This window comes from Rhodococcus sp. 14-2470-1a (genome assembly GCF_002259425.1).
Lineage (GTDB): Bacteria > Actinomycetota > Actinomycetes > Mycobacteriales > Mycobacteriaceae > Rhodococcoides > Rhodococcoides fascians_E.
This window is the reverse complement of sequence record NZ_NPFZ01000028.1, coordinates 91,107-114,894: the sequence shown is the minus strand read 5'-3', so window position 1 is coordinate 114,894 and position 23,788 is coordinate 91,107. Positions and strand designations below refer to the sequence as shown.

Genomic DNA, 23,788 nt, shown 5'->3' with positions numbered 1-23,788 from the left:
GGAACGTCAGGCCTTCGGCCAGTTTTCGAGTGCGTGGTGGAGTACGTCGAGTACTCGCTGCCACGTCTGTTCGGATTCTCGCGGGGGGATGCCGTAGCCGAATCCCCCCGAGCTCTCGATCTCGATGAAGCCATGAAATGTGCTGCCCAGCAATCGGACTGCATCGGTTTCGTCGGGTTCGGGCAAGTTGTACGCGCGTAGGATCGCGCGCGACATGTGCGAGTGTTTGCGTGCGTCACTCGCGAGCGCTACGTCCGCGTCGAGCTCGTATCGAGTCGAGTTGTATCGCCCTGGATGTTGACGGGCGAAATCGCGGTACGCGTTGGCGAACGCGACGAGCGCATCTCTGCCCGCCCGCCCCGCCACGGCGTCGGATACCCAATCGGCCAGTTCGGACAGCGAGGCGACAGCCACCCGTTGCCGGAGATCTCGCAAATTCTTGATGTGCGAGTAGAGGCTGGCGTCTTTCACGCCGAACGATTTGGCCAGGGCAAGAACAGTGACGTTCTCGAACCCGATCTCGTCCGCCATGTCCGCGGCCGCCGCGGTGAGGCGAGCAGCATTGAGGCCTGCGCGTGCCATCGTTACCTCCCTCCTAGCCTGAACCGGCTTTTGCCTAATAACACTAGGAAATAGTAGACGCGGGCAAGGTTTGCTGCAAACCGTTTACCCATCGCATGAATGGTCCATTCACACGCGTAGACAGCTTGGCAGGCTCATTCAAACGAAGTTCGACGCGACCCCCGAACGCATGAATGACCCATTCATGTTGACAGACAACATGAATGGGTCATTCAAGCGAGAAGGAGAGCCGGCCCTACTTCCAGTACGCCTGTGACTTGATGCGGTCCTTCGCGAAGCCGTGGACGGTTTTGAAGGTCTTGACGATCGAGCGCGTGGTTCGGCCGTCGCATGCGACCCAGGCGAAGGCGTCGGCCGCTGGGGTGAGAGCTTCTGCTTGCTCGCGCAGGAGACGACCGTCGTCGACGCGCTGGAGCCAGGTCACTTCGGTGTTGGGTCCTGCGTGGACGGGGAGGGTCGGGTCGGATTCGTACTGCCATTCGAGCCATACCTTCGCCGGAGTGTCGCCGAGGGTGTCGAGGATGGTGTTGATCGCCGGGAGCGATGCGGTGTCGCCGAACAGCAAGAACTCGGACGGCGCAGGCTCGGGGATCTCGAAGCTGGAACCGTTGTTTCCGCGCATCAGGGTGGCTTCGAGGACGTCACCGGCTTCGGCGGTTTCGGCCCACTTCGACGCGGGGCCGTAATGGACGGCGAATTCGATGACGAATGTGTCCGTTGCGGGGTCCTGCTGCGTCAGCGTGTACCCACGCTGGCGTTCCTTGCCGGTGCCGTCGTCGATCCACAGGCGGACCCATTGCGTCGGGTGGACCGGGTGGTTCTTCAGCAATCCGCCGCCGTCGAAGCCGACGCGAACGTACTTGTCGCTGACGTGTTCGCTGGACGTGACGGTCAACTTGTAGTCGTCCGTCTTGTACGCCTTCATGATGATGCCTTCAACGCCTCTGCTCATGAGGGCAGGGTACCCTAATCAACCGAGTGGTTTGTTGTGTAGATCGACGCGAGACAGTGACGCAAAAAAACTCCCCACCTGCGTGATGCAGATGGGGAGTTGTGGCGGTGGCGGAGGGATTTGAACCCTCGGACGGGGGTTACCCGTCACACGCTTTCGAGGCGTGCTCCTTAGGCCGCTCGGACACGCCACCGCGAAGAACAATACCGCAGTAGCGGCCTGTGGCTAAATCGCCTGGTCAAGCGGCCGGATCAGTGTCCGGTGAGCTTGTCCTTGATGTTGGAGGCTGCGTCCTTGACCTTCTCGGCGCCGTCCTTGACTGCGGACGAGAGCTGATCGCCCTTGCCTTCCTGGCGGAGCTCTTCGTTGCCGGTGGCTGCGCCGGTGGCTTCCTTGGCCTTGCCGCCCAGATCCTCGGCCTTGTTACCGATCTTGTCGTCGAGTCCCATTTTTGCCTCCTGAGGATGCGTCGTTCAGAACGCGTGTTCCGCGTTCCCCGACGACGGTTTACCCACAGGTAGAGGCCACAAACATGAGAGTTTCATAAGCGTCTGGCGTCGAAGAACCGGCGTAGGACGTCGCCGCATTCGTTCTCCAGGATGCCGCCACGGACTTCGGGGCGGTGGGCCAGCCGCTGGTCCCGCACGACGTCCCACAGCGAGCCGACGGCGCCCGACTTCGGTTCCCATGCCCCGAACACGACGCGCGAGACCCGTGCGAGCACCAGAGCTCCCGCACACATCGTGCACGGCTCGAGCGTGACGGCCAGCGTGCAGCCTTCCAGTCGCCAGCCGTCGCCGTGAAGCGACGCTGCGGCGCGGAGTGCAAGAACTTCGGCGTGCGCCGTTGGATCGCCGGTCGCTTCACGGGCGTTGGCCGCGCGGGCCAGTTCTCGCCCGTCGGCGTCGTACACGACGGCACCGACGGGTACGTCGAGGTCGGACGCTCCCTGCGCAGCGGTCAGCGCTGCGCGAACGAGGTCCTCGTCGGTCACCGAGGCAGCTTGTCCAGCACAGCGGACAACTCGTCGGCGAATCCGAGGCGGCCTGCGATGGAGCCGAGCTGCTCGTCCGGGTACAGGTCGGTCTCGGCGACGATGATGCCCATGACGGCCTCCGGCAGCCCCAGATCCGACAGCAGGCCCATGTCGCCTTCGGGCCACGGTTCGATGTCGTCGAGTTCGTCCGGGTCGAAGTCAGGAATCTCGATGTTGAGTTCGTCGAGAACGTCGGCGGCGATGTCGTACTCGCCTGCAAGACTGGCGTCGGACAGAAGAAGACGGGTGCCCGACGGTGCGGGCCGCAGCACCACGAAGCATTCGTCGTCGACGTCCAGGAGTCCGAAGACCGCCCCGGAGCTGCGCATTTCCCGCAGTTCGGTCTCAGCTGTCGACAGGGAGGACAACGCAGCCGTGGTCAACGGGGTCACGCGCCACTTGCCGTCCTCGCGGACGACGGCAACGCCGAACCCTTCGAGGTCGTCGAATGTCTCCTTGCTCGGACCGTCGAACTTCTTCGCCTTGGCGGAGTTGTTACTCCCGCGCTGTGCAGCCATGCGCGCAACGGTAGTCGCCTTACCGCCTCGAAATGAAGTCCACCGTGTCCACCTGTGAAACTGGGTGCCGTGACCAACACTGATGTCTGTGTACTCGGGCTCGGGCTGATCGGCGGATCGGTCCTGCAGGCTGCTGTTCGTGCGGGACGAACCGCGTGGGGATACAACCGTTCCGCCGACGCCATCGCCGGCTCGGCCGACGCCGGGTTCGACACCGGCACCGACCTGACGGCAGCACTCACCCGGGCGGCGGAGACCGGCGCATTGATCGTCGTCGGGGTGCCGATGCCCGCCGTCGACGGCATTCTCGCCGCCATTGCCGAGCACGCCCCGAACAACCCGATCACCGACGTCGTCAGCGTCAAAGCAGAGGTCGCCGCGGCGGTCGCGCGTCGCGGGCTGTCGTCGCGTTACGTGGGCGGGCACCCGATGGCGGGAACGAATCGGTCCGGCTGGGCGGCGGCCGATCCCGACCTCTTCCAGGACGCGGTGTGGGTCGTCGGCGTCGACGACGGGGCCGATCCCGATGTGTGGCGTCAGGTCGCGTCGCTCGCCGTGGACTGCGGATCCGTCGTGATCCCGGTCGAGAGCGTGGAACACGATCGCGCCGTCGCACGCATCTCGCACCTGCCTCACCTGCTGGCCGAGGCATTGGCCCAGGTCGGGGCAGCCAACCCCCTCGCGCTGGGGTTGGCCGCCGGCTCGTTCCGAGACGGGACGCGAGTGGCGTCGTCGGCGCCCGATCTGGTTCGGGCCATGTGCGAAGGCAACGCCGTCGCCCTCACCGACGCGCTCGATGCGGCTCTGGACCTGCTGACTGCAGCCCGTAGGGAACTCGTCGACGAAGGGTCGACCCGCACGCTGGTCACCGCCGGCCATGCCGCGCGCGGACAGTACGAGCAGCACGAACGTTTCGACATCACCGGCATCGAGCCGGGCGACGAGAACTGGATCGAAGAATTCCGGGCAGCCGGCCGACGGGGCGGCGTCGTGCGTCAGATCCGTTCGGCGAGCCCCGGGTAGTCGAGAACGAAGCCGTCGGCGTCCACTGTCACCGACGAACTGGACACCGGCGACAGCACGTGAATGCCGTCGGCGCCGCTGCTGTAGGTCAAGCCTGCTTCCTGGATGCTCAGGTCCAGAAGATTGACGTACACGACCGGTACGACGATGTCCGACGAGTCGGTGTGCAGACCGAGCCTGCGGATCGGCAAGGTGTTGAAGAACGGGCTCAGGACAACGTCGACGTCGAGCGCACCGTTGTAGGTGGAACGCTGCGACGCGTGCGACCCCTCGATCATCCAGTAGCCCTCGTTGTCGCGGCTGACCGATGCCTGCTTCTCGCCGCCGGCGACCGCGGTGCGCAGGGAAAGCCTGCGAGTGATGCCGTTCTCGTCGGTCACCAGGTCGTACGACGCACTGAACGCCGGATGTTCGTCGCAGGCCCCGCCGATGATGCGGCCCGACGCCTTGATTCGGTTTCCGTTCAGCTGGACGCGGACCGACTCCATGCGGGGTACGTCGTGTGCTCGCCAGGTCAGAATCGCCGGCCAGGTCGAAGTGGTCACGGAAGGGGCGGCTTCTGCACCCGAAGTTGGAGTGGTCACCCGACTACGTTAAGCGACAGGGGGGCCATCGGAACAAGCTGTGGTGATTTTTCGTTCTCGAGGCGCATTATTGTGATCGACATGACTGGAGGTGGCTTCGACTTCGCGCACTCCGAACAGGCCGCGAAATCTCGACAGGACAAGGCAACGGCGTTGGCGCGCTACATCTGGGAGCGCGGTATCGACGGCAGCGAACTGCTCGCGATGACCGACGCCGCCCGACGCAAGCTCGCGAGGGCCGCGGACATCACTCCCCCGAGCACGCTGGAGACGTGGACGATGACCGCGGAACTCCTCGACCGCAAGAACGAGTGGGCGGCGTCGAATTCGAGTCACCCGTCGGCCTCCCCGAAGCACGCCGACGAGAAGATCATGTGGGTCAAGCCGCCCATCGCACCCTGGTGACGACACTCAGGTCGACGCCACCGCGAGCTCGTGCAGGTCGGCGAATCGCCCCTTCTCCTCGATGAGTTCCGACGGCGTTCCGTCCTCGACGATCCGTCCGTTCTCCATCACCAGCACCCTGTCGGCAATGGCGACGGTGGAAAGCCGGTGCGCGATGATCAGCGCCGTACGGCCCTGCAGAATCGTCTCCAGCGCACGCTGGACCAGCCGCTCGCTGGGGATGTCGAGGCTGGAGGTGGCCTCGTCGAGCACGATCACCGCGGGCGCCGCCAGGAACACCCGCGCGAACGCGACGAGTTGACGTTGACCGGAGGAAAGCCGTCCACCGCGTTTGCGGACGTCGGTGTCGATTCCGTCCGGCAACGTGGAGATGAATTCCGTGAGCCCGACGGCGTCGGCTGCGGCCGCCACCTCGTCGTCCGTCGCCGACGGTTTGCCGAGGCGGATGTTGTCCGCGACCGATCCGGAGAACAGGAACGACTCCTGCGTGACCATCACGATGTGTCGACGCATGTTCTCGTCGCCCAGTTCTCGGAGGTCGACGCCGTCGAGACGGACAGTTCCCTGCGTCGGGTCGTAGAACCGCGCGAGCAGCTTGGCGAGCGTGGACTTTCCGGCGCCGGTGGCACCGACCATCGCGACCACCTGCCCGGCCGGGATGTGCAGCGAGAATTCCGGTAGCACGACGCGGTCGCCGGTGTAGGCGAAGCGGACCGCGTCGAATTCGATGTCCCCTCGCGCACTGTGCAATTCGACCGGATCCGTCGGCGCGTGCACCGACGGTTCTTCTTCCAGCACACCCGAGATCTTCTCCAGCGCGGCCGCTGCCGACTGGTAGGCGTTGAAGACCATGGCGAGTTCGTCGAGCGGGCCGTAGAACCGACGCAGATACAGTACGTACGCGGCGAGCACTCCGATGTCCAAGTGTCCGTTGATCACTCGGTAGCTGCCGAACACGAGGATGATCGCGAGAGTGACGTTTCCGATCCATCGGACGGCGCCGGTGTAGGTGGCCATTCCCCGCAGGGCAGCCGTCGTCGCGTCGCGGTATTCGGTGTCCTCGGTGTTCAGGATCGTGTTGTTTCTTCTCTCACGCCGGAAGACCTGAACGGCGCGAATACCGCCCATCGACTCGACGAAGTGGACGACGACCTTCGCGATGGCCACTCGCGTCCGCCGGTAACCGGTGCGCTGCCTACGCTGCGACCACCGAGTGATCAACACCAGCGGCACGAACCCCGCGAGCACCACCAACGCAAGCGGCACATCGAGATACACCAGGATGATCGCGATACTGACGATGGACAGCACCGCGGACAATGCATCGTTCAGGGCACTTTCGAGCAGCGTCTGCAGCGACTCGACGTCGCTCGTCAGCCGCGAGATGAGCTTGCCCGACGTGTAACGCTCGTGGAAGGACAAGCTCAACCGCTGGGCATGATCGAACACACGGCCGCGGAGGTCGAACAGAATTGCCTGGCTCAGCCGTCCGGACACCATCAGGAACGTGTACGTGGTGATCGTTCCGAGGATGCCGAATGCGATGTAGCCGAAGACGGTCCACGCCAGCGGCGCCCACCTACCCTCGATCGCAGCCGACACTCCGTGGTCCAACGCGTACGCGATGAACAACGGACCGGCGACGAACGCGATGTTGTCGACGACGATGATCGCGAGCGCCAGCAACGCCTGCTTCCGGTACGGCCTCACCAGCGACGCCAACAACTGCCTCGATCGGCCGGCGAGAATCGAGTTGCCGGTGCGGTCGATGTCGGATTCCTCGTTCGCAACTCCGCGCCAATCGACCGTGTCGTCGTGCGGGCTCTGATCGTTCTCGTTCTCGTCAGTCATCGAGGGACCCCATCACGTGGCGGTACCGCGTCGACGTCGCCAACAGGCGCTCGTGCGTACCCTGCTCCACGATTGTTCCGTTCTCCAGATAGAGCACTCGGTCTGCGAGTGCGGCAGTCGACGGCCTGTGCGCGACGAGCAGAGTCGTCGAGTGCGTCAGTACGCGTCGTAGATCGCGTTGCACGAGCGCCTCGGTGCCCACATCCAGCGCGGACAGCGGGTCGTCGAGCACGAGGATTCGAGGCTTGCCGAGAACGGCTCTGGCCAGCGCGAGTCGCTGACGCTGTCCGCCGGACAGGCTCATTCCCTGCTCACCGATCCGGGTGTCGAGTCCCCACGGCAGTGCGTCGACGAACTCGCGTGCGTGCGCGACGCCGAGAGCCTCGTCGACGTCGGCGTCGGTCGCATCGGGTCGACCCAACGCGACGTTCTCGCGGACACTTGCCGAGAACAGCACCGGGTCCTCGAACGCGACCGACACCACCGACCGAAGATCCGCGAGCGACATGGTTCTGATGTCGATGCCGTCGACAGTGATGGAACCCGAGGTGACGTCGAACAACCGGGGAACCAGATTGGTCAGCGCGGTCTTGCCGCTACCGGTGACGCCGACGAGGGCAACCGTCTCACCCGGATCGATCCGGAAGTCGACGTCGGTGAGCAGCGCTGCGTCGGAGTCGGAGTCGGGGAACGCGAATCCGACGCGGCGGAATTCGAGGACACCGCGCGTGTCCTGCGGGAGGGTGACCGGGTCGTCGGGTTCGGTGATGGTCTCCGCCGTGTCCATTATTTCCCAGTACCTGTCCGCGGCAGTGCGCGCGTTGTTCAGCTCGGCCAGCAGGAACCCGAATGCTTCGATCGGCCAGAGCAGGAACGCGACGATTGCCATGGCCGCGACGAGCATGCCCGCCGTCATCGTCCCCTGGACGATCGAATACGCGCCGAACGCCAGCATCGCACCGATCCCGAGCGGTGGAATCCCGACGATCAAGGACCACAGAATGGCAAGGTAGCGAACCTTTTTCATCTCCGTCCCACGCAACGTCGCGGCCTCTCGCAGGAAGCGACGCCCGAGGTGGGCGCTGCGGCCGAACGCCTTCAGCACCCGGATGCCCTGGATGGACTCCTCGACGGTGGTGGTCACGTCGCCTGCCTGATCCTGCGCATCGCGGGCGACGACCCGGTACAGCGTCTCGAACCTGGTGCAGATCACGACCAGCGGAACGGACGTGACCAACATGATCAGCCCGAGCTGCCAGGACTGGAGAAACAGCACTCCGAGGCCGACCACCAACGTGACGCTGTTGATGATGATGAACGGCCCGACGAACGCGACGAACCGTCGCAGCGAGGACAGGTCGGCGATGGCGCGGGAAAGCAGCTGACCCGATTCCCAGCCCTCGTGAGCGGATACCGACAACCGCTGCAACTTCTCGAAAACCGTTGCTCTGGCCGATATCTCGAACTGACTCGACGGCCCGGACACCAAGTAGCGCCGGATCCAGATACCCACGGCATCGATCGTGCCCAGCAACAGCACCAACGCCGCCGGCCACCACACACCGGCGAAATTGCCGTCGGTGATGGGGCCGTCGATGACGCCCTGCAGCACCAGCGGAATCACCAGACCCGTCAGCGTGGCGACGATGGACGCAGCGATCGACCCGATGAAGTACCACCTGTACGGGGCCAGAAACGGTACGAACCTCGCCAGCGAACTGGGTGCGTCCTGCCGAAGGTTCGGCACTGCAGCCGTCGTCTCCTGCGTTTCCAGTACACCCGTCGACACGTTTGCTCCCTACTCGGCCGTGCGTGAATGGTTTCATCGCGACAGCACTTCGACCAACCGATTTTTCGACTGCTGGATTCCATCGTCGAACCTGAACCATTGTTCAGGTCAAGCACGCCTCGGCCCTGCTACCGTGCGCCTGCGAAAACCTGTCGCACTTCTCGAGTAACGTTCTCCACGAGTTTCGGTTACGGGAGAGAAGGGTGCACGTGGGTTCGCGATCGATGGTCGGGCTGTTCGCCGGGATCGGCGGGCTCGAGTTGGGGCTCTCGGAGCAGGGCTGGTCGACGGAATTGCTGTGCGAAATCGACCCCGGCGCCGGCGCGGTTCTCGCTGCTCACTTTCCCGATGTGCCGCTTCACCGTGATGTCACCAAGCTCCGAGCGCTGCCGTCGGGCACCGAGCTCGTCGCAGCCGGATTTCCGTGCCAGGACCTGTCGCAGGCGGGGCGCACGGCGGGCATCACCGGGGAACGCTCCGGGCTCGTCGACGAGGTTTTCCGTCTGGTCAAGCGCCGGAACGGGCCTCGATGGTTGTTGATCGAGAACGTTCCCTTCATGCTGCAACTCGGCCGCGGCGCCGCGATGCGTCACATCACCGACGCCCTGTCGGATCTCGGGTACATGTGGGCCTACCGCGTCGTCGACGCCAGGTCGTTCGGTCTTCCGCAACGCCGTCAGCGAGTCCTCATGCTCGCATCCCGCACCGAGGACCCCCGCGAAATCCTGTTCGCGCAGGACGAAGGCCCGCTTCCCGACGGTGACCCGTCGGAGCAGCCGTGCGGTTTCTACTGGACCGAGGGCACCCGTGGGCTCGGCTGGGCAGTCAACGCCGTTCCGACGCTGAAGGGCGGCTCGTCCCTCGGTATCGCCAGTCCCCCGGCTGTTCGGTTGCCGTCGGGCGAGATCGTCACGCCGGGGATCATCGGCGCGGAGCGACTGCAGGGGTTCGACCCGGACTGGACTGCACCGGCGCTCGGTCTGCCGGGGGTCAGGGCCGGGCACCGATGGAAGCTCGTCGGCAACGCGGTGAGCGTTCGGATGGCGTCGTGGGTCGCCGCGCAGATCGAGCGCCCGCAGGTCCACGACGACTCCGACGACGTTCAGATCCTCCCCGGTCAAGCCTGGCCCGCCGCCGCGTGGGGCGCGAAGGGCTCGGCGTACCGCGTGCACCGCTCGACGTGGCCGGTGCACGAGCCCTACGAGAACCTCAGCGACTTTCTCGACGATTCCCAGCTGCTCTCGGCCCGGGCGACGGCCGGATTCCTCAAGCGCGCTCGGATGGGCAATCTTCGGTTCCAACCGGGATTTCTCGACGACGTCGAGTCCCACCTCGACCGTATGGGCGGGCATCCCAGCCCGACGTCTCGTGCAGTCCCGGCCGCATGAGCGACCATCTGTTCCCCGATCCACCGGCACTGGCCCGGCCGCTTGCCCTCGCCGGCGACAAGCCTGCACCGGACGCCGATCGCAGCGACAAGAAGAACTACGCGCAGCGGCTCTCGAACCACCTGGCGCAAACCGTCGCCGACGCCCTGCGCCCGCACTATCCCAACATCACTCCCGACGCGATGGGCGTCGGCCAGGAAGCACAGGTCGACGTCGCGAAAGGCCGCAAGCGGCTGGACGTGAAAGCGCTCGACCCCACGCTGGGACTGATTCTGTGCGTCTCCATCAAGACGTACAGCTTCCGGGACTTCAGCCCCCGGACCGGCAAGTTCGGCCGCTGGACCAAGAACATCGTCCGCAACGACCACGAGTTGCGCGGTGAGGCCATGGTCCTGCACCAGCGCCAGCCGTACAGCGTGCTGATCGCCGTGATGTTCGAGCCCTTCGCCACGTGCGACGACGGTGACGCCTCCAAGGCCAGCGACATCGGCAAGTCCTCCTTCGCGCACCACGTCACGACGCTGTCCAAGCGGTCGGGTCGCGGCAAACGCGCTGTCGTCGGCGGAACCGGCAAGATGTGGGTCGACCTCGGCGCCGAGGACACTCGGTACGACCTGTTCGAAAAAGTCTTCATCGGCCTCTACGACCCCGACGGTGAAGTCCGGTTCTTCGACGTCGACGAATCCCCTCCCCGCAACGGCAGGCCGTCGGACACTCAGACCTTGTCCTTCGACGACTTCGTCTCCGTCGTCCACGGCGAAGTCGAGCGCCGCAACAAATTCGCGCCCACCTGGTCCGAGCCCGAGGACAGCGAAGACGGCTAGGTGAGACCGTAACGTGGGGGTGTGGGGAGACCGGTCACCGATGCCGCTACGAGTGCGCGGCTGAGCAAGCAACGGCGACGCGACACCAAGCCTGAGGTTGCGCTTCGACGAGAACTGCACCGGCTCGGCCTGCGATATTTCGTCGACCGTGCCCCGCTGAAGGGTATGAGGCGTCGGGCCGACGTTGTTTTTCCTCGCCGAAAGGTTGCCGTGTACGTCGATGGCTGCTTCTGGCACAGCTGCCCCGTTCATGCGACGGAACCGCGCAACAACGCCCAGTGGTGGGCGGACAAACTCGCCGCGAACGTCGCGCGTGATCGCGACACCGACGCGCGCCTCGAAGCCGAAGGGTGGACCGTCGTCCGAGTCTGGGAGCACGAACCCGTCACCGACGCCGCAGCACTCGTCCTGCACGCCCTCGAATCCTCGCCCCCCTTCGGGAGCGAACGTGGCGTTCGGTCAGTCTGACTGACCGAACGCCACGTTCGGTCCGGGAAAAGGTGCACCCACCACAGCGGGTGAGCGTGGAACTACTGTCGATCGAGTGGAACGACGGAGGATCACTGCGCTGACGGTGTTGCTGGTGCTGGCGGGGGTGTTGTATTCGGCGTGGGTGGCGGAGTTCTTTCTCGATACGGGATTGGACCCTGCGCATTCGTTCCTCAGTGAACTCGATGCGGCTGATCAGCCGTATCGGCATTTTTTCAGCACGGCGGATTTGGTCACCGGGGTTCTGCTGATCGTTGCGGGTGCGGCGGGGTTGACGTTGCCTCGTCGTCGGTTGACGAATGTCGGGTGGAGTGCGCTGGTTGTTTTCGGGGCAGCGACGATTGCCGATTCACAGTTGCCGATCGAGTGTGTTGCGGGGAACGATCCGTCCTGCCCGGTGGAACCGAGTGGGCTGTTTCCTCAGTTGCATCACATTCACGCGTTGACCAGCACAGTTGCTGTGTTCGCGGTGTTCACTGCCATGGTTGCGTTCACCGTTGCGGCGTTCCGGTACCGCATTCTTGCGCTGCTGCGCACGGTGGGACTCGTCGTGTTGATCGTGACGTCGCTGGCGACAGCGTGGTTGATGATCGCCGACAATCTTCCGGGCTCGTACGGCCTCGGTATCGCTCAGCGGCTGCAGGTGACCGGCATGTCGCTCTACCTCCTGACGCTCGGTTTCGCGGTGCGCGCGAGGCTCCGAAGCGCCGATACCTAGAATCGGGCCATGTCGTTCACCGCAACTGCACTCGAAGGTACGAAGTCCGAGCAGTACGCACAGCTGACGCAGCAGGCGCGGGCACTGGTCGACGGCGAGTCGGATCGGATTGCCAACGCCGCCAACCTGTCTGCCCTTGTTTTCAACTCCGTCCCGGATGTCAACTGGGTCGGGTTCTATCTGTTCGACGGCACAGAGCTGGTCGTCGGACCGTTCCAGGGTCTGCCTGCATGTGTGCGGATCGCGCTCGGCAAGGGAGTGTGCGGTACCGCGGCGTCGTCGCGACAGACCCAGCGCGTGGAAGACGTGCACGCGTTCCCCGGTCACATCGCGTGTGACGGTGCGACCCGATCCGAACTGGTGGTGCCGCTGTACGACGGGGACACACTCGTCGGAGTATTCGACCTGGATAGTCCCCTGCTCGCCCGCTTCGATGCCGACGACCAGGCCGGTCTCGAACAGATCGCCGCGGTCTTCGTCGAATCCCTCGCCTGACCCGGGTGTGGTGTGACAATCGCGCCTCTGACAGGCGGGATCCCGCCTGGGGAATGCGCAACTGTTACGCCACACCCAACCCCTAGCCCCGAACAGCGTCCGCGGCCGCTTCGAAGAACCACGCAATGACCAGCGCACCCGGATCGACGACGCCTCGGGCGGCGTCACCGACGTAGGACGCTCGCCCCCTGTTGGCGGTGAAGTTCTCGGTCGACTGCGCTCCTTCGGTCGCGGCGCGAGCTGCGTCGGTCAGACCTGTGCGCAAGTCCGTCGCGTTGTCGAGGGCGTCGACTGCCGGGGCGATGGCGTCGACCATGGTCTTGTCGCCGACGCGGGCGCCCCCGAGTTCGGTGATTCTCTCCAGTCCGTTGCGTGCGGCGGTGGTGATCGCGGCGAGGTCTTCGGCGTGCAGTGCGAGGTAGAACTGTCGGAACCAGATACCGAACAGTGCTCCGGAGGTGCCGCCCGCATGGCCGAGGTACGCAGCGGACACGGCTTCGAAGATCGTCTGCGCAGAATAGGTTTCACGGATCTGCGCCAGATCCACCTGTTCGAGCGCGGACACCATGTTGGTCCCGAAGTCTCCGTCACCCGCGCGGCGGTCGAGATCGGTCAGTGCGGGTTCTTCGGTGAGCACTCGCTGCACCCACGACGCCATCCAGTCCGACACCCACTCGCTTCGCGGCGAGTCGTTTTCGCTCGGGGCGAAGCTCGGGCCGAATCCCGTACGCTCCCCCAGCACTGTGTCACGCACCAGAGCGGGCCATGCCGGAGCGTCGGTCGGGGCGTCGAAAAGTTCGAGAACGGAGTCGTCGACGCGGACGAGTGTGATCGATGCGCCGGCCATGTTCAGGGCGGTGACCAGGCTGCCGACGAGTGGACGCGCCACCTCGATTCCTTTGTCGGACAGGTACTCCGCCAGTTCGCCGTACAGCAGGTGCAGCTCCATCGGGTGGGTTGCCCCGAGTCCGTTGACGAAGGCGATGACGGATTCGCCGCGTTCCAAGCCCAGCGAATCGATTACCGGTTGCGTCAGTGCAGCAACGATGTCCTGGGCGGGCATGTCGGGTACGCGTGAGGTGCCCCGTTCGCCGTGGATTCCGATGCCGAGTTCGATTTCGCCGTCGGGCAGGTCGAAGGAGGGTTCGTTCGAGCCCGGTGCCGTGCATGCCCGAAGTGCCACCGCCATACTTCGTGAGTTCGCCGCGACTCGGCGTCCGAGTGCCACGACGTCGGCGAGTGTGTCTCCGCGTTCGGCCGCGGCGCCGCAGATCTTCTCCACGATCACCGTCGCTGCGGTTCCGCGTCTGCCCGGCCCGTCACCATCGGCCCGCTCGGTCGCGACATCGTCGTCGATCAGTACGTAGTCGGATTCGATGTTGTCCTCGCGCAACAGCTCTCGCGCGATCGAGAAGTTCATGACGTCACCGGTGTAGTTCTTGACGATGTGCACCACGCCGCCTCCGACGCTCACGGACTTCGATGCCTCGTGCACTTGGAGTGCGTTGGGTGAGGTGAACACCAGCCCCGGGCAGACCCCGGCGAGCATTCCGGCTCCGATGAATCCGGCGTGCATCGGTTCGTGGCCGCTACCGCCGCCGGACAGGAGAGCTACCTGTCCCGCTGCGAGTGGTTCTTCCCGGGTCAGGAAGCCTGGATCGGGATGCCAGGAGATGTCTGCGGTGGAGGCGACGAGCCCTCGAATGGCGTCGGCGACGAACGTTCGGGCGGAGTTGACGAACATTCCTCCACCCTAACGATCCGTCAGGAGACCGCGAAGGAGCGTTTCGCCAAACCGAATTGGAAGCCCGTGATCTCGGTGTGCACAGGGGCTTCCGGATCCGATGCGGCCCCGAGCGTGACGAACAGCGGTGTGAAGTGCTCGACGGTGGGGTGCGCGTACGGCATTCCTGGAGCTCGGGTGCGGAAGTTCGCCAGCGCGTCGACGTCGCCCCGGGCCAGCGCCTCGGCGGACCATTGATCGAAGTCGCGTGACCAGGTCGGAACGGTGTTGGTGAAGAAGTTCTCGCGTGAGAGGAACGGCAACCCGTGGGTCATGAATCCGGAACCGACGACGAGTACACCTTCTGCGCGAAGCGCTTTCAGCCGTCGCCCGATGTCCAGCAGGGCGTCGGGAGAATCCGTCGGCAGGCTCAGCTGGAGGACCGGCACGTCGCCGTACGGGTACATGACCTTCAGCGGAACCCACGCACCGTGGTCGAGTCCACGCGACGAATGCCTGTGCAGGTTCGCCGATGCCGGAATCATCGCGGCCACTCGGTCGGCCAGCGCGGTGGCGTCGGGCGTCGCGTAGGTCATCGAGAAGTATCGCTCCGCGAAGCCGCCGAAGTCGTAGACCAGCGGTGCGTCGATGGCGGACAGACTCAGCGGCGCTTCTTCCCAGTGCGCACTGACGATGAGGATGGCTCTGGGCTTGGGCATGGCCTGTGACCAGGTGAAGAGCTGGTCGATCCACAGGGGGTCGTCGAACACCGGCGGTGCACCGTGGCTGATGTACAGCGCGGGAAGCGGTCCGTCGGCGGCTGTCCACAGCTTCTGGCCGAGACTCGCGGGGGCTGTGTCGGCGAGAAACGCATCGAACGCACCGCCGGCGACCGGCGGATTCATCACAGACGTCATGGGCTGTCCTTCGACTACTTAAGTTGAAGGTTCAACCTTAGCACGAATTCAGACGAGCGCTACTCCCGTTGCGTGCTCCACCTGAGCACGCGTAACGTCGGGCGCCAACTCGACGAGCGAAAGTGTCCCGTCACCGACGACGTCGAGGACTGCGAGGTCGGTGATGATGCGGTTCACGACGCCTTGGCCGGTCAGCGGCAGGGTGCAGGCGTCGAGGATCTTGGGGTTGCCCTCGCGGTCGGTGTGCTCCATGACGACGATGACTCGGCGTGCACCGTGCACGAGGTCCATGGCGCCGCCCATGCCCTTGACCATTTTGCCGGGGACCATCCAGTTGGCGAGATCGCCGGTGCGCGAGACCTGCATGCCGCCGAGGACGGCCGTGTCGATGTGACCGCCGCGGATCATGCCGAAGGACAACGACGAATCGAAGTAGGCGGCACCGGGATTGACCGTCACGGTTTCCTTGCCTGCGTTGATGAGGTTGGCGTCGACGTTCTCCTCCGTCGGGTACGGGCCTGTGCCGAGGATGCCGTTCTCCGAGTGCAGGACCACTGTGACGTCGTCGGTCAGATAGGCGGGTATCAGTGTGGGCAAGCCGATTCCGAGGTTCACATATTCACCGTCGACCATCTCCGCTGCTGCGCGTTGAGCCATCTGGTCTCGTGTCCAGCTCATGCCTGTCCTCCTGCAGTGACGGTGCGCTTTTCGATGCGTTTGTTCTGCGGTCCTGTGTGGACGATGCGCTGGACGAACACGCCGGGCAGATGCACTGCGCCCGGGTCGATCTCACCGGGTTCGACGAGCGTCTCCACTTGGGCGATGGTGATTCTTCCCGCCATCGCGGCCAGAGGGTTGAAGTTCATCGCCGTCTTGTCGAACACGAGATTGCCCTCGGTGTCACCGATCTCGGCGTGCACGAGCGCGTAGTCCGCATCGATGGCTTCTTCGAGGACGTAGCGCTTGTTCCCGAACACCCGGGTTTCCTTCGGCGGCGACGCCACGGCGATGCCGCCGTCGGCGTCGTAGCGCCACGGCATTCCGCCGTCGGCGATGGGGGTTCCGACGCCTGCGGGTGTGAAGAATGCGGGGATGCCGGTGCCTCCGGCGCGCAGTCGCTCGGCGAGGGTGCCCTGGGGGGTCAGTTCGACTTCGAGTTCGCCTGCGAGGTATTGCCGCGCGAATTCTTTGTTCTCGCCGACGTAGGACGCGGTGACTCGGCGGATTCTGCCGAGGGACAGCAAGATGCCCAATCCGTGGTCGTCGACGCCGCAGTTGTTGGAGAAGACCTCGAGTTCGGAGGCGTCCGTCTCGCTGATCGCGTCGATCAGTGCGTCCGGGATTCCGCACAGTCCGAATCCTCCGACCGCGATCCGCGCGCCTGTGCCGATGTCGGCCACGGCAGCGGCGGCCGACCGGTACACCTTCCTTGCCATCCGAATACTCCTCACGTGTTCATTCAGTAAACGCACCTTCAGTAGACCCTGACGTGGTGATGATCCGTAAAGGTTGTCCGAAACTGCTCGTTCACCGAAAAGCGTCGAGCATTGCGTTCGTTGAATGAACGCAGCGGGTAGGGTTGCCCCTATGCAACCCAACGTCGTCGCGCGCTCGACCGCGCTTCTGAAAGCCGTCGGTGCGGCCGAACCGGCCGGGGCGTCGACCACGGAACTTGCACGCGCCACCGACCTCGCCCGACCGACTGCGCACAGGTTGCTCACTTCGCTCGCCCACGAGGGGTTTCTCGACCGCGACTCCGCCACCGGTTCGTGGACCCTCGGACCCGAGATGTATCTCCTCGGCGCTGCGGCCGCCAGCAGATACGACATCACCGGCCCAGCGCGCGGCGTCGTACATGCTCTGGCTGCGGCCAGCGGTGAGAGTGCATTCCTGTCTGCTCGGCGTGGAGACGAGACCGTCTGCCTTCTCCGCGAGGACGGCAGCTTTCCCCTGCGGTCACACGTGTTGTACGAGGGGATTCGGCTGCCGCTCGGAGTGGCGTCGGCGGGCCTGGTGATCCTGTCGCATCTACCGGATCGCGACATCGATCAGTACCTGACGAGTGTCGACCTGGAGCCGGCGTGGGGCCCGCAACACGCGACTGCCGAGCTCCGGCGGCGCATCGTCGCAACACGAACGACGGGTTATGCCGTCAACCCCGCGCTGCTCGTCGAAGGCAGCTGGGGCATCGGTGCCGCGGTGTTCGACCGATCAGGAAAGCCCGCATGGGCCCTCAGTCTCACCGGCGTCGAGACTCGCTTTCGCCCGGATCGGCACCACGAACTGGGCACCCTCCTGCTGGAACATGCCCACGCACTGACCGGCCTCCTCAGGTGATGCTCCTATGAGTGTCACAACGGACGGGCTCCGCCGTGCTGCTTCAGTAGTTCGCGGTAGACGGCGGCGTTGAGTCCGTTGTGGTTCACCTCGTCGTCGGTGAGTTCGCGCCGAACTTTCGCGGGCACACCCGCGACCAGTGAACGCGGCGGCACCTGGGTCCCTTCGAGCACCAATGCACCGGCTGCCACCAGGCTGCCCTCGCCGATGACGGCGCCGTTCATGACGATCGCGCCCATTCCGACGAGGCTGCCGTCGCCGATGGTGCAGCCGTGGAGCACAGCATTGTGGCCGACGCTGACGTTCTCACCGACCGTCAGCGGAAAGCCTGGGTCGACGTGGGCGGCGACGCCGTCCTGCAGATTGCTGCCCGCGCCGATGGTGATGTCCTCGAACTCGGCACGCAGCACCGCGCCGTACCAGATTCCCGACGTCGGGCCGACCTTCACGCGGCCCACCACGGTAGCCGTCGGCGCGATCCACGCGTCCTGGTCGATGTCCGGGCTTCCCCCTTCGAGTGCCCACAGCTGTCCTGCCATCGTCACATCCTTTTCTAGTACACCGTTGTGTCGACCACTCTGCACCATGGCCACTCTGCCGGGTTCAGTCGAGCAGGCTGGGGTGCCCGGTGTCGTCGACGGGAACAGGATCCGGGTCGTCGGTGTGTCCGACGACGGTCATCTGCACCAGCATCAATCGCGGGCTCGACTTCTCCCGCGGCAGCAGCGCCGCGCGAGCGTCGACGACGGTCCATCCTCCGCCGATGCGACGGAGGCGGATGCCGTCGACGGAGGTACTGGTTTCCGTGCCCGCGTACATCCCCGACGCGGCGGCGAAGATGCGTGTGACGTCGTCCGGGTGCGGAGTGTCTCTGTCGTCGACGATGCCTTTCCACTGGATCTGTGGCACCGGATCGGTCAGCCACCGAATCAGTCGGTTGTGGGTGACGTCCATCAGGACCAGCGCCATCTGCGGAGACACCTGCCCCAGAGCGGCGAACGCCGCGGTCTCGAGCCGCGGCTGTGCCACCGTCTCGGACTCGACGGCGTGGACCAGGCCCCGCCATGTCGACCCGTCGTCGTCGGCGGTGAACACGAGGTCGAGGCGGGAAACGCCGGGCAGGTGCGTCGTCGACGCCAGGCCGGTCCAGGTCGCGCCGTCGTCGGGAGCGGGTTGGAGAAGCGCGCCGATGGCGCCCACCGCGTCGTCGACGTCGATCTTCCGGAACACTTCGGGCGAGGTGAAGCTGGTTCGGATGTCGGAGGGCAGGTCCGTGGCAAGTGCGCGGAGGCAGTCCGCGTCGACGACGAACGCGCGGCGCTCGGACTCGAACGTCACGGCGAGCGCGTCCTCGGGCCGCTGCGGGACGGCGGACTCTGCGTCGCCGACCCACAACGCAATGCCGTGCACGGCACCCGACGGGCCGACGACGGGATGCAGTACGACGCGGGTGCGTCCGCTGCCGGTGGGGATCGTGACGTCTCGCGAGGCGGCGTGTTCACGGACGACGTCGATCGACCGGGCGACTTCCGCCCAGACCTGTGCCGACGATCGACCACCGACCGTCGACCTGACGGCGCGCGGCAAGGACGACATCTCGCGTAGTCGTCCGCCGAGGGAGACCAGAGTCGCTCTGTCCTGATGTAGCGTCTCCACCAGCATCCATGGCTGTGCCCCCGCGTCGACGTTGCGCTGCGGCGCCGCGGCATCCGGTTTCGATTTCACACAGCCACCCTAGTGCGAACCGACTGTTCCGAATGATTTCCCCGGGGGGACTCTTGACTGGCCGAATCGTCACCGCGACCATCGCCGACGCCGCCACCTGCGCCTCGGTTCTGGCCGACGCCTTCCGCGACGATCCGTTGATGGCGTCCATCTGGCCCGGCCGCGCGCGACGGCACGCGGCTTTGACCGGCTACTTCACCGCGTCGCTGCGGCACTTTCACATCGCCGGAGGCGGGGTGCGGTTCGTCGAGGAGGACGGGGCAGCCGTTGCCGTCGAGGTGTGGGATCCGCCCGGTCGGCAGCACTCGTCGCTGCTGCGCACCGCGCGCGCGTTGCCGGCGCTGCTTCCCGCGTTGCGGACCCGAGTCGGCGCGGCGGTGGGAGTCAGGTCGACGCTCGATGCCCATCATCCTTCCGAACCGGCGTGGTATCTGGCGAATCTGGGTAGTACCCAGTCGGCTCGGGGCCGGGGCTTCGTCTCGACGCTCCTGCTCGACCGGCTCGCGCGCTGCGATTCGGACGGCGACGACGCCTATCTCGTGTGCACGTCGGCCGACAACGTCACCTTCTACGAGAAGTTCGGGTTCGAGGTGACCGAGACGTTCCCGTTGGCGTCGGGCGCCGTGATGACGTCGATGTGGCGGCGCCCGGCCGGGAGCTGAGGTCAGCCGTTGTTCTCGGGAAGTCCGCTCTGCCAGGACACGTCGTGCACATCTGCGGTCAGAGCCAGCACTGCATCGAGGACGTCGGTGTCGATGGGTTCCGTCGCGGCGCGGATAGCGGAATCGAGGTGATGGACTTTGGTCGTGCCGATCACGGTTGTCGGGCAGCCGGATCGTTGCAGCGAGAACTGATTGGCGAGGAACGAGATGTCCTGTCCGTTGTCCGCCGCCCACTGGCGAGCCCGTGCGGCCGCCGCCTTGACGTCGTCGGTCGCGGGAATGTGCGGCTTGACGCCTCCGGGTGTCAGCAGGCCCAATCCCACTGCCGCAGCGTTGATCACGCCGACGCCTCGCTCGTCGCACACGGGCTTCAATGCGGTCGCGAGTTCGGTGTTGAGCAGCGTGTAGTGCGCGTAGGACAGAATGACGTCGAGGTCGGTCTCGGTGACAGCGCGCGTCAACGTGTGCATCGGGTACCCGGTCATGCCGATGTAGCGGCACAATCCCTCGTCCTTCAGCTTCACCAGTTCCGCGTAGGAGTCCTCGAACACCGGGGACAACGGCACGAATTCGATGTCGTGGAGTTGCAGCACATCCATGTAGTCCGTGCGGAGCAGCTTCAGGCTGGTGTGGATGCTTTCCCGTAGTTTCCGTGGCGAGAAGTCGAAGTCCTCGTTGCCGTATCGGCCGGCCTTCGTGCCGATCAGGACGTCCTCGCGCCTGCCCGCCAAGGCTGCGCCGAGCCGTTCCTCCGCCAGGCCCCCGCCGTAGTACGGCGACGAGTCGAAGAAATTGATCCCGGCATCCAGGGCATGGTGCACCGACGCGATGGCCTGATCCTCGTCGGCAGATCCGAACATGTCTCCGAGCGGCGCGGTCCCGAAGGACACCTCGGACACCTCGAGGTCGGTCCGACCCAGCTTGTTGTAGCGCATGGTGAGCAAGTATTCAGCGCCGATCACCGCATTCGCAACGTCACAGTCCCTCAAATTCCCCTCGAGGACGGAACCGTCCTGCTGTCGCCTCGAAACTCCGCAACTACTCGTTCACCGCTGGTGACGGTGACGTCGTAGATCCCGTTCTTGCCGAAGCGTGCACGCTCGACGGCGTCGGCGACGAGAACGTCTCCGGCCTTCGTCGGCCGCAGATAGCGGATATCGCAACGCGCCGCCACTGCGGCATCGTCGTAACTGTTGCACGCCATCGCGAACGTCGTGTCGGCAAGGATGAACACGTATCCTCCGTGCGTGATGGCGTGACCGTTGACCATGTCCTCGGTGACGACCATCGACATCCTGGCGTGGCCGTCCCTCAGCTCGAGCAACTCGATTCCGAGTGTGCGGGATGCGACGTCGGCGGCGAACATCTCGTGAGCGATCCTGTTCTGTCCCATCACTACCGATCCACCGATGAGACCCGCACGTCCTCCTGCGTGAACATCGTCGCTCCACCGGTGGCGAAGTTGCGGACGTCCTTGCCTGCGGCCTTCATCTCGGCTGATCCCAGACCGACCTTCAGGGACGCCTCGTCCGCGAAGACCAGGTACGCGATCATGTAGTACGGCGGCTCGGATCCGTCCATGGAACTGGCTTTGCCGTAGGTGAATTCGATCAATCCCGGCACCGCGGCAGCAAGCGGGACATGCACCGAGGTGTAGTGCTCGTCGAATGCGGCCGGATCTTCTGGTGTGCCGTAACACACGACTACTCGGGCAGTCACTTGTCTCCCTCCGGCTTCGCGACGAGTGTGAGCACGTCGTATGTCGCGACGGGGTCACCCTCCTGATTCACTACCACTGCATCCCAACGCACTTCACCGTAGTCCGCACTCTGACGAGGTGTTATCAGTTTCGCCGTGAGCGTCACGGTGAGCGAGTCCTCGGCTTTCACCGGTGTCAGGAACCGCAGGTTGTCGACGCCGAAGTTCGCGAGAACAGGGCCGGGCGCGGGGTCGACGAACAGTCCGGCCGCCAGCGAGACGACGAGGTACCCGTGCGCGACGATGCCACCGAACAGTGGATTGGCTGATGCCGCTTCGGGATCGGTGTGGGCATAGAACGTGTCGCCGGTGAACTCGGCGAAATGGTCGATGTCCGCACGGGTGACCTGACGAGGACCTCCGACGATGGTGTCGCCGAGCTGCAGCTCACCGAGGTCTTTACGGAAGGGATGAATGTCACCGGTGATCCGAGCCGAACCAGCCACCCACTTGTTGCCGACGGCTGTCAACACATCCGGTGTGCCCTGGATCGCTGTGCGCTGCATGTGATGCAGCACGCCTCGCATGCCGCCGAGTTCTTCACCGCCACCCGCTCGACCAGGTCCGCCGTGCACCAGAACCGGCAGGGGGGATCCGTGGCCGGTGGACTCTCGGGCGTCGCCCGTGTTGAGCACCAGGATGCGACCGTGGTACGGCGCTGATCCCAGCACGATCTCGCGGGCGAGTGCCGAATCCTTGGTGACGAGCGAGGCGACGAGGGAGCCCTTGCCGCGGGCAACGAGGTCAAGGAGATCCGCGGTGTCGTCGTATCCGATCACCGTGGACACGGGGCCGAATGCTTCGATTTCGTGCGGCTCGGGTGCAGACGAGTCTCCGGCCTTCAACAGGACCGGCGCCATGAATGCGCCCGGGCGCGGGTCGACGGCCTCGGGGGCACCGAAGACAACCGAGGCCGATTTGGTCAGGCCACGAATCGATTCGAGGACTTCGTCGCGCTGATCGATGCTGGCGAGCGCACCCATCGTGACGCCGTCGTCGCGGGGATCGCCGACGACGACCTTCCCCAGCTTGGCCGCCAGCGCGTCGATGACCGGGTCGACCTGCGCCTGTGGGACCAGGACGCGCCGAATGGCGGTGCATTTCTGTCCGGCCTTGACCGTCATCTCGGTGAAGACACCCTTGACGAACAGGTCGAATTCTGGATCCTGCTGCGTCACATCGGTGCCGAGAATCGACGCATTGAGCGAATCGGCTTCGGCGGTGAAGTGCACACCCTCGCCGACAACGTTCGGGTGCGCACGCAGCTGCGTCGCTGTGTCGGCAGAACCGGTGAACGCGACGGAATCCTGCCCGCCCAGGTGATCGATGATTCCCCTGGCGCTGCCGGCCAGCAGTTGTACGGATCCCTCGGGCAGAATTCCGCTCTCGATGATGCGCCGGAAGACGAGTTCTGTCAGGTAGGCGGTCTGGCTCGCCGGCTTCACGATGGACGGCACGCCCGCGATGAACGCAGGCGCCAATTTCTCGAGGAACCCCCACACCGGGAAGTTGAACGCGTTGATCTGCACCGCTACGCCGCGACGGGACGTGTAGATGTGCTGGCCGAGGAACGTGCCCTTCTTGCCGAGTTGCTCGACGGCGCCGTCGAGATAGACGGTGTCGTTGGGGAGTTCACGCCGAGCCTTGCTCGCGTAACTCAGCACGGTCCCGAATCCTCCGTCGATGTCGACGCCGGAATCGCGCTCGGTGGCGCCCGTGAGGGTCGACACCTCGTAGAACTCGCCCTTCCCTGCCATCAACGTCAGACCGACCTGTTTGAGCAGACCGGCGCGATCGTGGAACGTCAGCGCGGCGAGCGCCGGGCCACCTACCGTGCGGGCGTAGTCCACCATGCCTGCGACATCGAGGCCGGTGGACGAAATCCGAGCGACCTCGGTTCCATCGATCGCGCTGAGCAACGGAGTGCCCTCGTCACTCGCGGCGAACCAGCGACCTTGTGCGTAGCTTTCCAGCAATCTGCTCACAGCATCTCTCCGTCTCACCGTACGTTC

General features: G+C 65.1%; 27 protein-coding genes and 1 tRNA gene. 9 read left to right on the top strand and 19 right to left on the bottom strand.

Translation table 11 applies throughout. From position 1 onward, the window contains the following. Positions 1 to 6: 6 nt before the first annotated feature. The 6 genes from CH292_RS16235 to CH292_RS16210 form a co-directional block, all read right to left on the bottom strand. A complete protein-coding gene (locus CH292_RS16235; RefSeq protein ID WP_019662846.1) occupies positions 7 to 582 on the bottom strand; it encodes a TetR/AcrR family transcriptional regulator in 576 nt (191 codons plus the stop codon). Between the two features lie 235 nt (positions 583 to 817). Further along, positions 818 to 1,534 carry a siderophore-interacting protein gene (locus CH292_RS16230; RefSeq protein ID WP_094655241.1) on the bottom strand — a complete coding sequence of 239 codons (717 nt, stop codon included), beginning with the start codon at positions 1,532 to 1,534 and terminating at the stop codon, positions 818 to 820. 102 nt (positions 1,535 to 1,636) lie between these two features. Continuing rightward, a tRNA-Ser gene (locus tag CH292_RS16225) sits at positions 1,637 to 1,727 on the bottom strand. A gap of 58 nt (positions 1,728 to 1,785) precedes the next feature. Continuing rightward, complete coding sequence (locus tag CH292_RS16220; RefSeq protein ID WP_033190058.1) at positions 1,786 to 1,983, bottom strand: CsbD family protein; 198 nt, start codon at positions 1,981 to 1,983, stop codon at positions 1,786 to 1,788. Between the two features lie 92 nt (positions 1,984 to 2,075). Continuing rightward, a complete protein-coding gene (locus tag CH292_RS16215) occupies positions 2,076 to 2,528 on the bottom strand; it encodes a nucleoside deaminase (protein ID WP_094655240.1) in 453 nt (150 codons plus the stop codon). Beyond that, entirely contained in the window at positions 2,525 to 3,088 is a 564-nt protein-coding gene (locus CH292_RS16210; RefSeq protein ID WP_019662840.1) for a tRNA adenosine deaminase-associated protein, read from the bottom strand. Before CH292_RS16210 ends, CH292_RS16215 begins: the two co-directional genes overlap by 4 nt. Positions 3,089 to 3,142: 54 nt before the next feature. On the opposite strand from CH292_RS16210, the gene CH292_RS16205 reads away from it, so the two are divergent. Beyond that, positions 3,143 to 4,111 carry a prephenate dehydrogenase gene (locus tag CH292_RS16205; RefSeq protein WP_019662839.1) on the top strand — a complete coding sequence of 323 codons (969 nt, stop codon included), beginning with the start codon at positions 3,143 to 3,145 and terminating at the stop codon, positions 4,109 to 4,111. Here the strand turns inward: CH292_RS16205 and CH292_RS16200 are convergent. After that, positions 4,084 to 4,599 carry a putative glycolipid-binding domain-containing protein gene (locus CH292_RS16200; protein WP_037143148.1) on the bottom strand — a complete coding sequence of 172 codons (516 nt, stop codon included), beginning with the start codon at positions 4,597 to 4,599 and terminating at the stop codon, positions 4,084 to 4,086. The two genes, CH292_RS16205 and CH292_RS16200, sit on opposite strands and share 28 nt — an antisense overlap. A gap of 177 nt (positions 4,600 to 4,776) precedes the next feature. Between CH292_RS16200 and CH292_RS16195 the strand changes: the two genes are divergently transcribed. Next, a complete protein-coding gene (locus tag CH292_RS16195) occupies positions 4,777 to 5,100 on the top strand; it encodes a hypothetical protein (protein ID WP_027498681.1) in 324 nt (107 codons plus the stop codon). Positions 5,101 to 5,106: 6 nt separating this feature from the next. Here the strand turns inward: CH292_RS16195 and CH292_RS16190 are convergent, their stop codons facing one another. Continuing rightward, a complete protein-coding gene (locus CH292_RS16190) occupies positions 5,107 to 6,951 on the bottom strand; it encodes an ABC transporter ATP-binding protein (protein ID WP_020111057.1) in 1,845 nt (614 codons plus the stop codon). After that, on the bottom strand, positions 6,944 to 8,740 hold the full coding sequence (locus CH292_RS16185; RefSeq protein ID WP_094655239.1) for an ABC transporter ATP-binding protein: 1,797 nt from the start codon (positions 8,738 to 8,740) through the stop codon (positions 6,944 to 6,946). The genes CH292_RS16190 and CH292_RS16185 overlap by 8 nt, the downstream gene beginning before the upstream one ends. Positions 8,741 to 8,964: 224 nt before the next feature. Here CH292_RS16185 and CH292_RS16180 point away from each other — a divergent pair, with 224 nt between their 5' ends. From CH292_RS16180 to CH292_RS16160, 5 genes are all read left to right on the top strand, one after another. Further along, entirely contained in the window at positions 8,965 to 10,128 is a 1,164-nt protein-coding gene (locus tag CH292_RS16180; protein ID WP_052062098.1) for a DNA cytosine methyltransferase, read from the top strand. Continuing rightward, a complete protein-coding gene (locus CH292_RS16175) occupies positions 10,125 to 10,952 on the top strand; it encodes a hypothetical protein (protein ID WP_019662833.1) in 828 nt (275 codons plus the stop codon). Before CH292_RS16180 ends, CH292_RS16175 begins: the two co-directional genes overlap by 4 nt. Positions 10,953 to 10,973: 21 nt before the next feature. Beyond that, positions 10,974 to 11,420 carry a very short patch repair endonuclease gene (locus tag CH292_RS16170; RefSeq protein WP_094655238.1) on the top strand — a complete coding sequence of 149 codons (447 nt, stop codon included), beginning with the start codon at positions 10,974 to 10,976 and terminating at the stop codon, positions 11,418 to 11,420. 76 nt (positions 11,421 to 11,496) lie between these two features. Then, entirely contained in the window at positions 11,497 to 12,159 is a 663-nt protein-coding gene (locus tag CH292_RS16165; RefSeq protein WP_094655237.1) for a DUF998 domain-containing protein, read from the top strand. Positions 12,160 to 12,168: 9 nt separating this feature from the next. After that, positions 12,169 to 12,654, top strand: a complete 486-nt coding sequence (locus CH292_RS16160; protein WP_033190052.1) for a GAF domain-containing protein — start codon at positions 12,169 to 12,171, stop codon at positions 12,652 to 12,654. A gap of 82 nt (positions 12,655 to 12,736) precedes the next feature. On the opposite strand, the gene CH292_RS16155 is transcribed toward CH292_RS16160, so the two are convergent. From CH292_RS16155 to CH292_RS16140, 4 genes are read right to left on the bottom strand one after another with little or no spacing between them, the layout of a single operon-like run. Then, positions 12,737 to 14,398 carry a dihydroxyacetone kinase family protein gene (locus tag CH292_RS16155; protein ID WP_094655236.1) on the bottom strand — a complete coding sequence of 554 codons (1,662 nt, stop codon included), beginning with the start codon at positions 14,396 to 14,398 and terminating at the stop codon, positions 12,737 to 12,739. 20 nt (positions 14,399 to 14,418) lie between these two features. Further along, complete coding sequence (locus tag CH292_RS16150; protein ID WP_020111065.1) at positions 14,419 to 15,294, bottom strand: dioxygenase; 876 nt, start codon at positions 15,292 to 15,294, stop codon at positions 14,419 to 14,421. Positions 15,295 to 15,342: 48 nt separating this feature from the next. Then, on the bottom strand, positions 15,343 to 15,972 hold the full coding sequence (locus CH292_RS16145; protein WP_094655235.1) for a 3-oxoacid CoA-transferase subunit B: 630 nt from the start codon (positions 15,970 to 15,972) through the stop codon (positions 15,343 to 15,345). Then, on the bottom strand, positions 15,969 to 16,730 hold the full coding sequence (locus tag CH292_RS16140; RefSeq protein ID WP_026347379.1) for a CoA transferase subunit A: 762 nt from the start codon (positions 16,728 to 16,730) through the stop codon (positions 15,969 to 15,971). The genes CH292_RS16145 and CH292_RS16140 overlap by 4 nt, the downstream gene beginning before the upstream one ends. A 151-nt stretch (positions 16,731 to 16,881) precedes the next feature. Here CH292_RS16140 and CH292_RS16135 point away from each other — a divergent pair, with 151 nt between their 5' ends. Beyond that, positions 16,882 to 17,631 carry an IclR family transcriptional regulator gene (locus CH292_RS16135; protein ID WP_020111067.1) on the top strand — a complete coding sequence of 250 codons (750 nt, stop codon included), beginning with the start codon at positions 16,882 to 16,884 and terminating at the stop codon, positions 17,629 to 17,631. 14 nt (positions 17,632 to 17,645) lie between these two features. Here the strand turns inward: CH292_RS16135 and CH292_RS16130 are convergent, their stop codons facing one another. Both CH292_RS16130 and CH292_RS16125 read right to left on the bottom strand, forming a co-directional pair. Next, a complete protein-coding gene (locus tag CH292_RS16130) occupies positions 17,646 to 18,170 on the bottom strand; it encodes a gamma carbonic anhydrase family protein (protein WP_094655342.1) in 525 nt (174 codons plus the stop codon). Positions 18,171 to 18,234: 64 nt separating this feature from the next. Then, positions 18,235 to 19,356, bottom strand: a complete 1,122-nt coding sequence (locus tag CH292_RS16125) for a GAF domain-containing protein (protein ID WP_020111069.1) — start codon at positions 19,354 to 19,356, stop codon at positions 18,235 to 18,237. Between the two features lie 53 nt (positions 19,357 to 19,409). On the opposite strand from CH292_RS16125, the gene CH292_RS16120 reads away from it, so the two are divergent. Beyond that, positions 19,410 to 20,018: a GNAT family N-acetyltransferase gene (locus CH292_RS16120; protein ID WP_037143132.1), complete on the top strand. Its 609-nt coding sequence runs from the start codon at positions 19,410 to 19,412 to the stop codon at positions 20,016 to 20,018. 2 nt (positions 20,019 to 20,020) lie between these two features. Here CH292_RS16120 and CH292_RS16115 read toward each other — a convergent pair whose 3' ends face one another. The 4 genes from CH292_RS16115 to paaZ are packed head-to-tail and all read right to left on the bottom strand — an operon-like array spanning position 20,021 to position 23,761. Next, positions 20,021 to 20,953 (bottom strand): aldo/keto reductase, encoded by a 933-nt coding sequence (locus CH292_RS16115; RefSeq protein WP_256978163.1) that lies wholly within the window; start codon positions 20,951 to 20,953, stop codon positions 20,021 to 20,023. A 50-nt stretch (positions 20,954 to 21,003) separates the two neighbouring features. Next, positions 21,004 to 21,411, bottom strand: coding sequence for a hydroxyphenylacetyl-CoA thioesterase PaaI (gene paaI / locus CH292_RS16110; RefSeq protein WP_037164484.1), 408 nt, complete (start codon positions 21,409 to 21,411; stop codon positions 21,004 to 21,006). A gap of 2 nt (positions 21,412 to 21,413) precedes the next feature. Continuing rightward, entirely contained in the window at positions 21,414 to 21,737 is a 324-nt protein-coding gene (locus tag CH292_RS16105) for an EthD family reductase (protein WP_033190554.1), read from the bottom strand. Continuing rightward, the gene (gene paaZ / locus CH292_RS16100) at positions 21,734 to 23,761 is read right to left on the bottom strand and encodes a phenylacetic acid degradation bifunctional protein PaaZ (RefSeq protein WP_094655233.1); all 2,028 of its coding nucleotides are present in this window, start codon (positions 23,759 to 23,761) and stop codon (positions 21,734 to 21,736) included. Before paaZ ends, CH292_RS16105 begins: the two co-directional genes overlap by 4 nt. Positions 23,762 to 23,788 lie beyond the last annotated feature (27 nt).

Bases quoted from the DNA above. Each gene is read 5' to 3' on its own strand.
- CH292_RS16155 (WP_094655236.1), bottom strand. From the start codon at position 14,398: ATGTTCGTCAACTCCGCCCGAACGTTCGTCGCCGACGCCATTCGAGGG.
- CH292_RS16135 (WP_020111067.1), top strand. From the start codon at position 16,882: ATGCAACCCAACGTCGTCGCGCGCTCGACCGCGCTTCTGAAAGCCGTC.
- CH292_RS16160 (WP_033190052.1), top strand. From the start codon at position 12,169: ATGTCGTTCACCGCAACTGCACTCGAAGGTACGAAGTCCGAGCAGTAC.
- CH292_RS16195 (WP_027498681.1), top strand. From the start codon at position 4,777: ATGACTGGAGGTGGCTTCGACTTCGCGCACTCCGAACAGGCCGCGAAA.
- CH292_RS16190 (WP_020111057.1), bottom strand. From the start codon at position 6,951: ATGACTGACGAGAACGAGAACGATCAGAGCCCGCACGACGACACGGTC.
- CH292_RS16210 (WP_019662840.1), bottom strand. From the start codon at position 3,088: ATGGCTGCACAGCGCGGGAGTAACAACTCCGCCAAGGCGAAGAAGTTC.
- CH292_RS16130 (WP_094655342.1), bottom strand. From the start codon at position 18,170: ATGGCAGGACAGCTGTGGGCACTCGAAGGGGGAAGCCCGGACATCGAC.
- CH292_RS16140 (WP_026347379.1), bottom strand. From the start codon at position 16,730: ATGGCAAGGAAGGTGTACCGGTCGGCCGCCGCTGCCGTGGCCGACATC.
- CH292_RS16200 (WP_037143148.1), bottom strand. From the start codon at position 4,599: ATGGAGTCGGTCCGCGTCCAGCTGAACGGAAACCGAATCAAGGCGTCG.
- CH292_RS16235 (WP_019662846.1), bottom strand. From the start codon at position 582: ATGGCACGCGCAGGCCTCAATGCTGCTCGCCTCACCGCGGCGGCCGCG.
- paaI (WP_037164484.1), bottom strand. From the start codon at position 21,411: ATGGGACAGAACAGGATCGCTCACGAGATGTTCGCCGCCGACGTCGCA.
- CH292_RS16180 (WP_052062098.1), top strand. From the start codon at position 8,965: ATGGTCGGGCTGTTCGCCGGGATCGGCGGGCTCGAGTTGGGGCTCTCG.
- CH292_RS16115 (WP_256978163.1), bottom strand. From the start codon at position 20,953: ATGCGCTACAACAAGCTGGGTCGGACCGACCTCGAGGTGTCCGAGGTG.
- CH292_RS16150 (WP_020111065.1), bottom strand. From the start codon at position 15,294: ATGACGTCTGTGATGAATCCGCCGGTCGCCGGCGGTGCGTTCGATGCG.
- CH292_RS16175 (WP_019662833.1), top strand. From the start codon at position 10,125: ATGAGCGACCATCTGTTCCCCGATCCACCGGCACTGGCCCGGCCGCTT.
- CH292_RS16230 (WP_094655241.1), bottom strand. From the start codon at position 1,534: ATGAGCAGAGGCGTTGAAGGCATCATCATGAAGGCGTACAAGACGGAC.
- CH292_RS16145 (WP_094655235.1), bottom strand. From the start codon at position 15,972: ATGAGCTGGACACGAGACCAGATGGCTCAACGCGCAGCAGCGGAGATG.
- CH292_RS16220 (WP_033190058.1), bottom strand. From the start codon at position 1,983: ATGGGACTCGACGACAAGATCGGTAACAAGGCCGAGGATCTGGGCGGC.